Origin of the sequence: Crocosphaera sp. UHCC 0190, assembly GCF_034932065.1 — a bacterium.
Lineage (GTDB): Bacteria > Cyanobacteriota > Cyanobacteriia > Cyanobacteriales > Microcystaceae > UHCC-0190.
On record NZ_JAYGHP010000008.1, the window covers coordinates 33,632 to 46,925 of the forward strand.

Annotated in this window: 12 protein-coding genes; 8 read left to right on the top strand and 4 right to left on the bottom strand. The window is 38.9% G+C overall.

All coding sequences use genetic code 11. The features are described 5' to 3' along the window. Positions 1 to 27 precede the first annotated feature (27 nt). On the top strand, positions 28 to 216 hold the full coding sequence (gene psb34 / locus VB715_RS12695; protein ID WP_323301586.1) for a photosystem II assembly protein Psb34: 189 nt from the start codon (positions 28 to 30) through the stop codon (positions 214 to 216). 98 nt (positions 217 to 314) lie between these two features. Here the strand turns inward: psb34 and folE are convergent, their stop codons facing one another. From folE to accA, 3 genes are all read right to left on the bottom strand, one after another. Continuing rightward, positions 315 to 1,028 (bottom strand): GTP cyclohydrolase I FolE, encoded by a 714-nt coding sequence (gene folE, locus VB715_RS12700; RefSeq protein ID WP_323301587.1) that lies wholly within the window; start codon positions 1,026 to 1,028, stop codon positions 315 to 317. A 27-nt stretch (positions 1,029 to 1,055) separates the two neighbouring features. Then, positions 1,056 to 1,784: an SDR family oxidoreductase gene (locus tag VB715_RS12705; RefSeq protein WP_323301588.1), complete on the bottom strand. Its 729-nt coding sequence runs from the start codon at positions 1,782 to 1,784 to the stop codon at positions 1,056 to 1,058. Between the two features lie 304 nt (positions 1,785 to 2,088). Further along, the gene (gene accA, locus VB715_RS12710) at positions 2,089 to 3,087 is read right to left on the bottom strand and encodes an acetyl-CoA carboxylase carboxyl transferase subunit alpha (RefSeq protein WP_323301589.1); all 999 of its coding nucleotides are present in this window, start codon (positions 3,085 to 3,087) and stop codon (positions 2,089 to 2,091) included. A 116-nt stretch (positions 3,088 to 3,203) separates the two neighbouring features. On the opposite strand from accA, the gene VB715_RS12715 reads away from it, so the two are divergent. Next, entirely contained in the window at positions 3,204 to 5,138 is a 1,935-nt protein-coding gene (locus VB715_RS12715; RefSeq protein WP_323301590.1) for a serine/threonine-protein kinase, read from the top strand. Positions 5,139 to 5,506: 368 nt separating this feature from the next. Next, positions 5,507 to 5,890, top strand: coding sequence for an alkaline phosphatase PhoX (locus VB715_RS12720; protein ID WP_323301725.1), 384 nt, complete (start codon positions 5,507 to 5,509; stop codon positions 5,888 to 5,890). A 117-nt stretch (positions 5,891 to 6,007) separates the two neighbouring features. On the opposite strand, the gene VB715_RS12725 is transcribed toward VB715_RS12720, so the two are convergent. Beyond that, a complete protein-coding gene (locus tag VB715_RS12725) occupies positions 6,008 to 7,192 on the bottom strand; it encodes a lipid-A-disaccharide synthase-related protein (protein WP_323301591.1) in 1,185 nt (394 codons plus the stop codon). A gap of 152 nt (positions 7,193 to 7,344) precedes the next feature. Here VB715_RS12725 and VB715_RS12730 point away from each other — a divergent pair, with 152 nt between their 5' ends. From VB715_RS12730 to VB715_RS12750, 5 genes are all read left to right on the top strand, one after another. Next, positions 7,345 to 10,245, top strand: coding sequence for a glycerol-3-phosphate acyltransferase (locus tag VB715_RS12730; protein ID WP_323301592.1), 2,901 nt, complete (start codon positions 7,345 to 7,347; stop codon positions 10,243 to 10,245). A 27-nt stretch (positions 10,246 to 10,272) separates the two neighbouring features. Further along, positions 10,273 to 11,760 (top strand): Ig-like domain-containing protein, encoded by a 1,488-nt coding sequence (locus VB715_RS12735; protein ID WP_323301593.1) that lies wholly within the window; start codon positions 10,273 to 10,275, stop codon positions 11,758 to 11,760. Between the two features lie 77 nt (positions 11,761 to 11,837). Beyond that, positions 11,838 to 12,035 carry a hypothetical protein gene (locus VB715_RS12740; RefSeq protein ID WP_323301726.1) on the top strand — a complete coding sequence of 66 codons (198 nt, stop codon included), beginning with the start codon at positions 11,838 to 11,840 and terminating at the stop codon, positions 12,033 to 12,035. A gap of 10 nt (positions 12,036 to 12,045) precedes the next feature. Beyond that, complete coding sequence (locus VB715_RS12745) at positions 12,046 to 12,816, top strand: cobalt-precorrin-6A reductase (RefSeq protein WP_323301594.1); 771 nt, start codon at positions 12,046 to 12,048, stop codon at positions 12,814 to 12,816. Between the two features lie 9 nt (positions 12,817 to 12,825). Further along, positions 12,826 to 13,110, top strand: coding sequence for a DUF2470 domain-containing protein (locus tag VB715_RS12750; protein WP_323301595.1), 285 nt, complete (start codon positions 12,826 to 12,828; stop codon positions 13,108 to 13,110). Positions 13,111 to 13,294 lie beyond the last annotated feature (184 nt).

Genomic DNA, 13,294 nt, shown 5'->3' on the forward strand with positions numbered 1-13,294 from the left:
AAAAAATTTAATGTAGAGGAATTTTTCATGCCCTATACAACAGAAGAAGGCGGACGTTTAAATAACTTTGCGGCAGAGCCAAAAGTCTATGAGGCCGCTCCTCCCACCAAGTCTCAACAACGTAACTACATTATCATGGGAGTTGCTGCTTTGTTGTTAATCGGTGGTTTATTGACTGTTGCGGTATATGCCTCCTCTAATGTGGGTGTTAGCTAACGAAGCTATCCCAACTCATCATAACAAAAGCCACCCCTTAATCTATTATAGAGGTGGCTTAATTCATTGTTGTGATCGCCGTCAAACTTTTAGACAGCTTAAAAGAATTTGGGTTGATGACGGATTAAATTGAGGAATTCCTCACGGGTTTTTTGCTCTTCTTGAAAATCTCCCAGCATGGCACTGGTGACAGTCCAAGAGCCAGGTTTTTGAACGCCGCGCATAACCATACACATATGAGTAGCTTCCATCACAACAGCTACCCCACGAGGTTCTAAAATTTCTTGAATGGCCTCAGCAATTTGACGGGTGAGACGCTCTTGTACCTGCAAACGACGGGAATACATTTCGACGATCCGCGCTAATTTGCTCAGTCCAACCACTTTCTGGTTAGGAATATAAGCGACGTGGGCCTGGCCCATAAACGGCAACATATGGTGTTCACACAAGCTAAAGAAATTAATATCTCGAACTAACACCATTTCATTGTGTCCCTCGTCAAAGATCGCCCCATTGACTAATTCTTCGAGAGACTGATCATAACCTTGGGTGAGAAATTTCATGGCCTCTGCTACCCGTTTCGGGGTTTTGAGCAACCCTTCCCGCTCCGGATCTTCTCCCACCGCTTCTAACATCGTGCGGACAGCATCCATCATCTTCTCGGTACTAACATCAGAAGGGGTCTGAATTTTAGCTTGCTGTCCATTGTGGGTATTGCGATCAGGCCGAGTCACTACTACTCGCTCCGTTAAATTAGGGTTAAGGGCATTGGAGTTAAGGCGATTGGAGCCGTTGGAAGAAGCTATTGTCATAGTTAAAGTAAAAACGCTTATCGGGGATTAAAGGGTTCCAGCACTGGGTAAAATGGTGATCTCTTCCATGACGGCTTCTGCTGGCAAGAGGGCCGCCTGAAGGATGGTTTGCGCCACAAGCTCAGGCTTGAGCATAGCAGCGCGATCAAAGTCGGCCTGTACCGTCTCCGTGTCCCAAATCGGTGTATTAACTGCACCAGGCACAATGGTCACGACACGAATACCATGGCTTCGCTCTTCCGCCGCTAAGACTTTGGAAAAAGATACCAAACCCGCTTTACTGACACAGTAGGCTCCCCAGCCCGCAAAAGGCTGAGTGGCGGCAATAGAGGCGACATTAATAATGGTTCCTCGGCGGCGATCGCGCATCTGGGGTAAGACCCCTTGAACACATTGAAAGACACTGGTTAGGTTCAAATCCATGACCCGTTGCCAGTCTGATAGGGATGTCTCCCGCAACAAATTGGTGTACCCCATTCCTGCGTTATTGACTATAATTTCAATGCCATCAAAATCAGCGACAATTTTTTGGATTTTTGCTGGTATTTCTGATAGCTGACTTAAGTCAATCCCATAGGCTTTGGCCTTGACTCCCTGTTCTCTAGCTGTTTGAGCCACAGCTTCGAGTTCAGCAAGGGAACGGCTAACCAGGGCAACGTCAATCCCTGCTTGGGCAAAGGCTAAACTGGTTGCCTTGCCAATACCACGACTTGCGCCTGTGATAATTGCTTTGGGTTGATTTGATGAAGAACTCATGGTATACTCATCTTTCTATATAAACCGCTAGCGAGGGGAAAACGCTTTCGGTAATCAGGGGAATTCTCAGATAGGGTTTTCTTGGCGGTCAAGACAACAGACTATCGATTGTCTTAGCTCCGGTTTCCTGGACTTGACTAAGTGACAACCTCCCTTGGGCAAAGCAAACGTAACATTTCAAAATCTAAGAAATTGTTACAAAAGTTCACTTTGAAATTATAACATTCTCTGGGGACAGTTCACGGTTAAGGATCTTGAAATCCAATGATTGTGGGACTGATCCCCGATACCTTTCTATCATGAGCTAGTGGGTTGCGGTTAAAGCGGGTTCTCGCTCTAAAAAGACCCCAATCTTCCGGAATTTCTGATACCGCAAGGCTTTGCGCTGTTCAGGGGACAACATTGATAATTCTTCCAGATGTTTTAATAAGGTTTGTTTGAGAAGGGCCGCAGCTTCTAGGGGTTTAGCGTGGGCTGCCCCAGAGGGTTCGGGGATGATTTCATCAATAATTCCCAACTCTTTTAAGTCGCTGGAGGTGATTTTGAGAGCAACAGCGGCCTGGGGAGATTTTTTCGCATCTTTCCAGAGAATGGCCGCACAGGCTTCGGGGGTAGCAACGGTATAAACGGCGTGTTCTAGCATCAGTAATTGATCGCCGACTCCAATCCCTAAAGCACCGCCTGATCCTCCTTCCCCGATCACAGTACAGATAATGGGGACATCAAAACTAAACATTTGACGAAGGTTAAAGGCGATCGCTTCTCCTTGACCTAATTTTTCTGCATCTACCCCGGCCCAAGCCCCAGGGGTATCAATAAAGGTAATAATGGGCATCCCAAATTGGTTAGCGTGTTCCATGAGGCGAATGGCTTTGCGATAACCTCCAGGGGCCGGCATTCCAAAATTACGGGCGACATTATCCTTCGTATCCCGTCCTTTTTGATGGCCTAAAATAAGGACAGGACGACCCCCTAAACGGGCCACACCTCCCACTAAGGCCGGATCATCAGATCCCCCGCGATCGCCATGTAACTCAAACCATTCATCGGCGATCGCCTGTATATAGTCGAGGGTACTGGGGCGACGAGGATGACGGGCTAACTGGAGACGTTGGGAGGGGGTTAATGCGGTAAAAATCTCTTGACGTAGGGTTTCGGCACGATTTTCCAGTTGAGCGATTTGCTCGGAGACATCGACATTGTTTTCTTCTGCTAATTGCCGAATTTGCTCAATGCGGGCTTCCAACTCCCATAAAGGTTTTTCAAAGTCCAGCAGAAAGGTTCGGCGTTCGTTTTTGCTCATGAAATCCCCAATAGCTCATCAGGCAGGTCTGACATTATATTATACCCTTTGAGGTTATGCTTGGATTTTCTTTGATGGGATACAATCATAAAATTGTAATAACCTGGCAATTGTCTATGGATACTTGGTTACAACCTGACGCAACGGTTAATCATCGCTATCAGATCCTACGTCAACTCGGACAAGGAAAATTAGGACGGACATACTTAGCTGAAGATCGTCATCGCTTCAAGGAACTTTGTATTCTGCAAGAATTTGCCCCTGATGTTCATGATCCCCAGGCTTTACAAAAAACCGAAGAACTCTTTCAACGAAAAGCCCAAATTCTCTACACTCTTGAGCATCCTCAAATTCCTCGTTTTCGTGAATTATTTCCCTTCAAACACGAAGAAAAAATCAGTTTATTTTTAGCACAAGATTATATCGAAGGGTCAACTTATCGTCAGCTATTAAATCAACGTTTAAGTCAAGGACAAGTCTTCTCAGAAGCAGAAGTGACCCGATTTTTATTAGATATTTTACCCGTTCTCATTTATCTTCATGGCAAGGGGATTATTCACCGTGATTTAACCCCTGATAATATTCTTGGTCCTGATGAGGATAAATTACCGATTCTTATTGATTTTGGCAGTGTTAAACAACTATCTGCTATTGCCACAACCTATTTTAAAGAACCTCAATTACTCACCGCCAAAATTCTACAAATTGGTCAACCAGGATATGCCCCCCAGGAACAGATTAATCAGGGAATCGTCTCGGTTTCTAGTGATTTATACGGGTTAGCTGCCACTGCTCTTGTTTTGCTGACGGGTAAGGAACCTCTAACCCTAATTGATCCACACACATTCCTTTGGCATTGGCCCTCAGAATTGTCTTTAAGCGATTCTTTGACCCATATTTTACAAAAAATGTTGGCTCAAGATCCCGGCGATCGCTATGATTCGGCCCAAGGGGTGATTGATGCCCTAACTAATCTTACTCCTCAACTCACCACCCCCGCAAAATTAGTTGTTAATTCTAGAGAGAATCCTGTTATAATTTCTCAGATTTCTACTGGAAAAAATTCTAATCAACCAACCTCTGAAATACAAACCAATATGACATTGACTAGCAGTAAAAATAGTCCGCTCACTGGCTGTTTAGGTAAGCTTATTTTAATTTTGAGCCTAGTTCTAGGCTCAGGAATGATTGGATGGTGGGCAGGAAAAGTCTGGCTCTCTCAGGTACTAGCATCTAAGAAAAATCATGAGAATGTTTCTGTTTTTTCTAACGAAGAATCAACGACAAAAATCAGTGATAAAGAGTTACAACGTAAAACGGAATTACGCACTCGTCGTCGTCAATTAGGGCTGGATCAAAGTTGGTTTGTCAATGTGGTTGATGAGATGTTTAATGATCAGTATCCTTCGGAGAAAGGACGGATCTTGAGTAATGGGAAAGATGATGCTTCTTGGCGAGAAAAATGGGATCAAACGGCGGCTAATTTGTTAGATACTCTAGAAGGGTTAAGTGGGGAAGCAATGCAAGGAATCGGCAGTTATACTCAAGAACAACGAGATAGTTGGAAGTTACGGGTTAATAATTTACATTTGAGTAGTCGAGCGTTATATGATTTAGTGGATGGGCAATTTTTGTCGAAGTTTCCTGAACAGATAAACCAGGATTTTTTGGATAAACCTATTGGTCAAGTTTGGAGTGCGATGGTGTTAGATACCTTAACAGCTTTACAGTCAGGAACTGTCTATGAAAAGCTTTCTTTAGCATCAGAATTTCCCACAATTGAAAGAGAAGAAAGGTTAGAAGTTGGGGCAGGAAAAGCCTATGTTTTACAATTAAATGCCTCAGAAAAAATAGAGGTAAAGTTAGAAGGTAATCGCCATTTATTGTTATCGATTTATTCACCGACTGGCAATAATAATCTATTAGAAGATTCTCCAGAACATCAATGGTCAGGAGAACTCCCCGAAAGCGGTTATTATGAGTTTACAGTGGTATCTAAAGCGGATAAACCTGTTAATTATAAGTTGAATATTACGGTTTCTCAAGAATAGAATTATAATGTTTTTGATATCAATTTTTATTTTTAATGAGAATAGGAAAAATAAAAACAATGTTGATTTTCACCAATCTTAATTTTTATTTAAAGAAGTACGAAAGTAAGCTTCTCAACCCTTTTATTCCCTGCCAGATAAGGGATTTTAGGTAATCACAATCCAAATATAATCTATCCATAACTCTATCTTAAAAAGTGTCTGGTAAGCTGCGTATGTGAATTTATGAGACTCATTAAAAATATCCAACTCAGCATTTAATTTTCATTAACTGTCAATTATTAACAGTCTAACCTAGGGATGATGCTTTCTCAATTCTCCTAAATGGTAACAATGCTACGGTTAATCAATTTGTCAGCCAAAACACCATCGACGAAGCAACGGGCTTAGCGGTGGGGAATGTTTTCAACAATCCAGATAACTTGGCGATCGATTCTAAAGGCAATATCTACATTGTCGAAGATCAACCTGGTGGCGATGCTGATATCTGGTTCGTGCGTGATGTCAACCGTGACGGGGTGGCTGAGTCAATCGCACGTTGGGCAAGTATGTCTACTTTAGGGGCTGAACCAACTGGTTTGTATTTCGATCCGTTTAACCCCAATGTAGCCTATGTTAACATCCAACACGCAGATAGCGATGTTGACCGCACCATCAGGATCACAAGCGTTCCTGAGCAGGGAACATCTGCCCTTAGCTTGGCGGCTTTTGGTTTAGTTAGTGCGGCTTTACTCAGACGCAAACGCAAATAGCTCAAATTTTAAGCTGAAACTCATTAAAATTCCCTCAGTCTCAAGCCTGGGATTATACAAACAAAGCCCGCCTTCGCGGGCTTTGACCTTATAGCTGAACTCTTAAGGGTTCAGCTTCTAAATAAACTTAGCGATCGCCTCAGCAATGCCTTGAGATCCCCCTGGTTTTCCGACTCTTTCTTGACCATTTTTGACACAATTTTCTAAATAAGCATTATCTTTTAAAATTCTTTGAATTGTTTGAGCAGCTTGGGTAAACATAGCAGGATTTTTATAATTGTTGCCAATTGTGGTTATAGAATTGCCTAATAGTCGCATTTGGGCTTCAGCAAATTCATAGGTAAATTGGGGGCCTTTTCCTGGTAATTGAATGACGGGTTTTCCTAAGCCTACTACTTGTTCAACGGCGGTTCCTGCCATGCCAATTGCTAAATTACATTGATAAATAATATCAGAAAAAGCATTATAATAACCTTGAATAATTATTGTTTTATCTGTTGATTTTTTGGTGAGTATTCCTGGGAATTGATAGTGCCATCCTTGTTTTTTCGCCAAATTTTCTAAGTCTAATTCTGTAATACTTTTCACCAAAGCAACCCGAAATTGAACTGTTTCTAAATCAGCTAATATTTCACAGACTTGTAATTGTAATTCTAAGTTATGAATAGCTTCAGGAACCCGACTACCTGGTAATAAAGCAATCATAGGAATATTAGGGTTTAAATGCAAATCTTGACCGGTTGGCGTGAGAACATCCATGATAGGATAGCCCGCAAAAATTGCCTTTTTCATCCCTTGATTTTGTAAGTCTTTTGCAGTAAAATTATCTCTGGTAAAGATAGCTAAACATCGGGGCGATCGCAAACCTAAACGGGTTAACCAAGGAAGCTGTAATTTTCCTTCATAAAAGCTGGATGTAGACACCAAAAAAGCCACATAGGGACGACCAGAAATATAGGCCATGGTGACGGGAAAAATATCCCCAACAGCCACAATTAAATCATAATTAGAGCTAGATTTTAAGAGGGTACGAATTTGATAGATAGTGAGTCCAATTAACCCGGCACTTAAATCCTTCAGTAACGTGAATATATTCATATAAAAAATGCCGCCAGATGGCAAATTTTGGGGTTTGCCGACAATAGAAATATCTAAAGAATGGTAAGCGTTGCCTTCCCCAACCAAAGGCATTCCTGCTACAATGATTTGAGGAGCAATTTTTACTAATGCCTGGAGAATGAGACTAGCATTAAGGTCTTCTCCATGCCCATTACTCATAAATAATACTTGTTTTTTGAGCATGATTGATGTTGACAAAAGCATTCTTTGTTAAGATAACATAAATTTAGTTTAAACCTTGGCAATTAATGGCTAAAATCGGAGAACACCTCTTAAACTTAAAATTTATAGATTGATAAATAAAAAATTATATTATCTTAATTCCTAACTTTATTATGACATCAATTTGGGGTTCTCTAGTTATTTTTTTCTTTTGTCCTCTCCTTGGGGGACTGCCTATTATTGAGTGGTTAACTTATATTTTTACTGGACAAAAATTGTCGCAACTAGGAACAGGAAATGTCTCAGTTTCTGCTGCTTTTTATCATGGGGGAACCTTTGTTGGAATTTTAGCGGCTTTATCAGAAGCAGGAAAAGGAATTATTGCTATTTTATTAGCCCGTTATTTTTTTCCCGTGCAACCAATATGGGAATTAATGGCATTAATTGCCCTAATTATGGGACGATATTGGATGGGAAAAGGTGCCGGAACCACTAATTTATTTTGGGGCATGATAGCCCATGATTGGCAAGCAACCTTTTTAACTGCATTAATAGGTGGGGGCAGTTTTACTATTTTTCGTGATCGTAGCACAGGCCGTTTAGTGGCATTATTCTTATTAGCTTTTATCCTAACATTGAGACATCCTAATGATTCAGGATATATTGCTATGGCTTGGAGTTTATCAGGGTTAATGGCTTGGATTTTTAGCAAAATTCCTGATGATTTAGAGTTACCAGAAACAGGGGTTAAAACTTCTTCTAGAAAAATGTTTAAATTCTTCCGAGGCGAGAAAGCGATTGTTTCCTTAAATCATCAATTAGAGGCGACAAAAGTTGGGCAAAAAGCAGCGACTTTATCCTCTCTTAAGGGTTTAGGGTATCAAGTTCCTGATGGTTGGATCTTCCTTCCTGGTGATGATCCACAGCTTTTAATAGATTACCTTGATCCGAGTCCCATTCACCCCCTTGTGGTGCGATCTTCTGCTATTGGAGAAGATAGTGAAACTGCTTCAGCAGCAGGGCAATATTTGACAATTTTAAATGTTACAAATCAAGCTGAATTACAAGCTGCTCTTTTAGATTGTTTGGCATCTTATAATCATCCTCATGCCATTAAATATCGTCGAGATCAAGGACAAAGCGATCAAGGTATGGCTGTCTTAATTCAAAACCAAGTTAAAGGGCTATTTTCTGGGGTTGCTTTTAGTCGAGATCCGGTTAATCCTCTTAGTAATTTTGTTGTTATAGAAGCTTTGCCAGGAGAAGCTAATCAGGTTGTATCAGGAAAAATTACACCTAAACAATATCAAGTCGAAGTTTACCATAACAACGAAACTGATGCAATTAAAATCAACAAGTTAGAAGCTCAAAATACAGGAGATGTTCCACCACAACTAATTGAAAAAGTGGCAATTTTGGCGAGAGATTTAGAAGCCTTATATCATGGAATTCCTCAAGATATAGAATGGAGTTATGATGGGGAGCAATTATGGTTATTACAAACCCGAACAATTACCAATTTACGACCAATTTGGACGCGGAAAATTGCCTCAGAAGTAATTCCAGGGGTAATTCATCCTCTCACTTGGTCAATTAATAGACCCTTGACTTGTGGGGTTTGGGGGGATATTTTTACTCTAGTTTTAGCTAAACAATCTCAAGGTTTAGACTTCGACGAAACAGCGACTTTACATTATCAAAGAGCTTATTTTAACGCAACCCTATTAGGAGATATTTTTCAACGAATGGGCCTACCTCCAGAAAGTTTAGAATTTCTCACTAGAGGGGCAAAAATGAGTAAGCCCTCTTTAATTTCTACTCTCATTAGTTTACCTGGTTTATTACGTTTATTGAGGAAAGAAGGCAAGTTAGAAAAAGACTTTAAAAAGGACAATAAAACATTATTTAAGCCTCATCTGGATAAATTATATAATCAATCGCTGCCTGATTTATCTCCCCAAGATTTATTAAAGCGAATTGAAAGCATTTTATTATTGCTAAAATCAGCCACTTATTATAGTATTTTAGCTCCCTTAAGTTTAGCTTTACGACAAAATTTATTAAAAGTTCCTCCTGAAACCCTAGATAACCAAGAAACTCCAGAAATTGCTTCTTTACAAGCCTTAGAAAAGTTAGCTTTTCAGACGAAAGCTTTAATTAATGGTCGTATAATTGATAATTGTGATGCTTTATTTGAGGAAATTAGTCATCATCCTCAAGGACAAAAAATAATCCTAGAATTTAATTCTATTTTAGCAAAATATGGTTATCTAAGTGATGTGGCTACGGATATTGCTGTTCCTTGTTGGCAAGATAATCCTCAAAGTGTTAAACTATTATTTACTCAGTTGGTTTTAAAGGATAAACCTGTAGAAATTAATAGCAAACAAATTACTAAAAACTGGACAACTAAACAGGTTCAAAAAAGATTAAATCTCAAAGGAAAAGTTACGGAAATTTATTCTCAATTACTCGCTCAATTACGTTGGAGTTTTCTTAGTTTAGCTGATTTCTTAATTAAACAAGGCATAATCTCACAAACTCAAGACATCTTTTTCTTAACCTATGATGAAATTTTTGAAATTATTTCCCATCAAAATGTAGCCTTAGAGTCAAATATTTCGGCACAAATAAAGCGACGAAAAGCAGAATTCAGCCAAAACCAAAACCTTGTCACAATTCCCTATATTGTCTATGGTAATATCACCCCAACTCTTAATCAATTTGAGCCTTCATTATCAATAATTAATCAACAAATAAAAGGAATTGGGGCCAGTTTTGGTCAAGCGGAAGGTTGGATTAAAATTTGTAGAAATTTCCAAACTTTGGCAGAAATCCCCCCAAATACAATCATTGTTGTTCCCTATGCTGATTCAGGATGGGGCCCCTTATTAGCCCGTGCTAGTGGTATCATAGCAGAAGTAGGGGGTTCCTTGTCTCATGGGGCAATTGTTGCCAGAGAATATGGAATTCCAGCAATTATGGATGTTCACCATGCGACTGAATTATTGAGAGATGGCCAACGAGTAAGAATTGATGGACAGCAAGGAATTATTGAACTTTTAGAAAGTTAATTTATTAACAATTAAAGCGTTATAACTATGGAAAATAAACCGAACAAAAAAGCCTGGCACCAAAAATTAAAACAATTTGATTGGATAGTATTAGGATGTATTATTGTCCTTAGTTTGCTCTTAGGTAGTTTGTTAGTAAGGGGTGAACAAGTTCCTTTACAAGTCAGTTATTTTAGTTGGGAAGGGAAAAAAGTAGGGGTACAGGATAGAACCTTTAATCTCAAATTTAATCGTCCCGTAAATCAGGATAGTGTTGAAAAGAATTTAACCATTGATCCCCCCCTTCCTGGAAGAATTACCTGGCAAGGAAAAACCCTAATTTACACTTTAAATGATCCCCCAATTTACGGAACAAACTATCAAATTAAGCTGCAAAATGCTCAAAGAAGCTATGACGAAAACACCATAGAACCTTTTGTGAGTTTGTTTACTACCCGTGATCGGGTTTTAGCTTATATTGGCATTGAAAAAGAAGAAAGAGGTCGCTTAATTCTGTATAATATTACCGATATTAATCAACCCAAAAAGACCATTTTAACGCCCCGTGATTTAGTGGTGACAAACTTTAAAATTTACCCTAATAGTGAGCAAATTATTTTTAGTGCATTTGAACCTAGTCTTCGGACTCAAGGAATTACTAAACAAGAACTTTATGCAGTCACCACTGGGTTTAATATTTCTCCCTCAATAAACCCTTCTCAAAGAGCAGGAAGACTTAAACGAATTTTAGACGCAAACGATTATCAGAATCTCAGTTTTGACCTTTCAAAAAATGGGAAAACTATCATTGTTTGGCGGATTAATAATAAAAATCAGGCTGACTCTAGTTTATGGATAATTCCTGAAGAAGAAAAACCTAGATCCCTAGGAATTCCTGGATCAAATTTTGTTATTTCTCCTGATGGTAAACGTTTAGCTGTCGCACAACAAGGAGGAATCAGAATTGTCCCTTTAGGATCTGATGCTGGTTCTTCTCAAATTTTATCAAACTATGAAAAAACTTTGGGATTTTCTCAAAATGGAGAGAAACTTTTACTGGTAAAAGACAATGTTGATTACACTCGTTCTTTAGTTTTGATCAATAAAGATGGAGAAAAACAAGAACTCTTGAGAACCCCTTATCCCATTATTGATTGTGAGTTTGAACCGAGGGAAAAACAAAATATTTATTGCTTGAAAACTGACCTAATACAAGGGGAAAATGGACAGTATCACGAAGAACCTTTTCTGTCAGTTGTTAACTTAAAAACCAAGACAGATTTGCCTTTATTAGCTTTACCAAATTATCGAGATGTCGTCTTGAGTATGTCCCCTGATGGAGTTGCCTTATTGTTCGATCAAGTAGTAACAACTGTCCCCCAATCTGAGTATGATTTATTAACATCTGAAAAGCAAGCGATCGCCGATGGACAACTCTGGTTACTTCCCCTACCTGAATTAGAAGGAGCGAAAAAATCGATTAAAATTCAACCCCAAGAATTGACCACAGGATTTAAACCTCAATGGCTACCCTAAAAAGTCAAGGGACAACAGGGAATATATAGGTTAAAATTGAGAAATAGTTGACTTAAGTAAACATCAAGAGGGTTAAGATCGTGAATTTTATCTCTATCATTATCTTAGGAATTTATTTGGTTGGTATCTGGAAATTTGTCTTAGGATACAACAACACTAATTTTAGTCGTCAATTACCAACAAAATTAACCCTAGCTTTGTTATGGCCAGCCTTATTAGTCATTAATTCCTCCTATCGTCAAAACTTTACAAAAGCCTTAAAAGGAAGGAATTAATACAAGTTTAATGGCGAAAAAATCTGGGAAAATTTGGTTAATTGGGGGGACAGGAGACAGCGTAAATATTGCATCGGCGATCGCCTCCCATAAGTTTTCTTGCCTTGTTACAGTCACCACCCCTACGGCTCAAAATCTTTACCCGATAAGTCCCCAAATAACCGTCAAAGTTGCTAAATTAGAGGCAGGAGAAATCAAACAATTATGCCATGAAGAAAATATTAAAGGAATTATTGATGCGTCTCATCCTTTCGCCGTGAATATTTCTCAAAAAGTTCTAGAATTTTCTCAAAACAACTCTATCCCTTATTTGCGCTATGAAAGGCCTAGTTTAAATTACCATTCTGAGATGATTGAATTAGATAATTTTGAGACTCTCATTAAGGGTAATTATTTGTTAAATAAACGAGTTTTACTAACCATAGGATGTAAAGCTTTACCTCGATTTAAACAATGGCATGATCGGACTGTTTTATATGCTCGTATTCTCCCTAAAATTGACTCCTTAGATATGGCATTAAAAGCGGGATTTAGTAACAATAGAGTGATAGCTTTACGTCCTCCTATTACCCTAGAATTAGAAAAAGCATTATGGCAACAATGGAACATTAACTTAGTAGTAACAAAAGCATCAGGAAGACAGGGAGGAGAAGACATTAAAGCAACAGTTGCTAAAGAATTAGGCATTCCTTTAATTGTGATTAAACGACCCCAATTAAATTATCCTCAACAAACAGAGCAATTATCTGATATTATTGAATTTTGTTATCAATATTGTTAGGAATCAATCATGTCTGAATCAATTACCCCTGCTATTAGCGATCGCATTTGTAAACACATGAATGAAGATCACACCGATGCCATTATTTTGTATGCCAAAGTCTTCGGAAATACCCCAGACACCGAAACAGCAAAAATGGACTCAATTGATCCTGAAGGAATGAATTTATCTGTAGAAGTTAAGGGAGAAACGATTCCAGTTAGAGTGACATTTGATCATTTGTTAAAGGATGCAGAAGATGCTCATCATACTTTAATTGATATGATCAAACAGGCACGGATTTCTAAACATTAATTCGATAATTGTAAACTTTTCAGAACAAGCTTGAAATAATCTTAAGAACTTGATTGGCAAAAATTCTCAAGCAATACACTATATATAGTAGTTTTGTACATTATTTTTCTATATATAGCGTATTTCTTTCCCAAATTCCATTTTACTAACTTAAAATAGTATTAACCCCTGGGGTTAATAAAAT

Coding starts and splice junctions, on each gene's coding strand:
- VB715_RS12750 (WP_323301595.1), top strand. CDS start 12,826: ATGTCTGAATCAATTACCCCTGCTATTAGCGATCGCATTTGTAAACAC.
- VB715_RS12725 (WP_323301591.1), bottom strand. CDS start 7,192: ATGCTCAAAAAACAAGTATTATTTATGAGTAATGGGCATGGAGAAGAC.
- folE (WP_323301587.1), bottom strand. CDS start 1,028: ATGACAATAGCTTCTTCCAACGGCTCCAATCGCCTTAACTCCAATGCC.
- VB715_RS12715 (WP_323301590.1), top strand. CDS start 3,204: ATGGATACTTGGTTACAACCTGACGCAACGGTTAATCATCGCTATCAG.
- VB715_RS12705 (WP_323301588.1), bottom strand. CDS start 1,784: ATGAGTTCTTCATCAAATCAACCCAAAGCAATTATCACAGGCGCAAGT.
- psb34 (WP_323301586.1), top strand. CDS start 28: ATGCCCTATACAACAGAAGAAGGCGGACGTTTAAATAACTTTGCGGCA.
- VB715_RS12730 (WP_323301592.1), top strand. CDS start 7,345: ATGACATCAATTTGGGGTTCTCTAGTTATTTTTTTCTTTTGTCCTCTC.
- accA (WP_323301589.1), bottom strand. CDS start 3,087: ATGAGCAAAAACGAACGCCGAACCTTTCTGCTGGACTTTGAAAAACCT.
- VB715_RS12735 (WP_323301593.1), top strand. CDS start 10,273: ATGGAAAATAAACCGAACAAAAAAGCCTGGCACCAAAAATTAAAACAA.
- VB715_RS12745 (WP_323301594.1), top strand. CDS start 12,046: ATGGCGAAAAAATCTGGGAAAATTTGGTTAATTGGGGGGACAGGAGAC.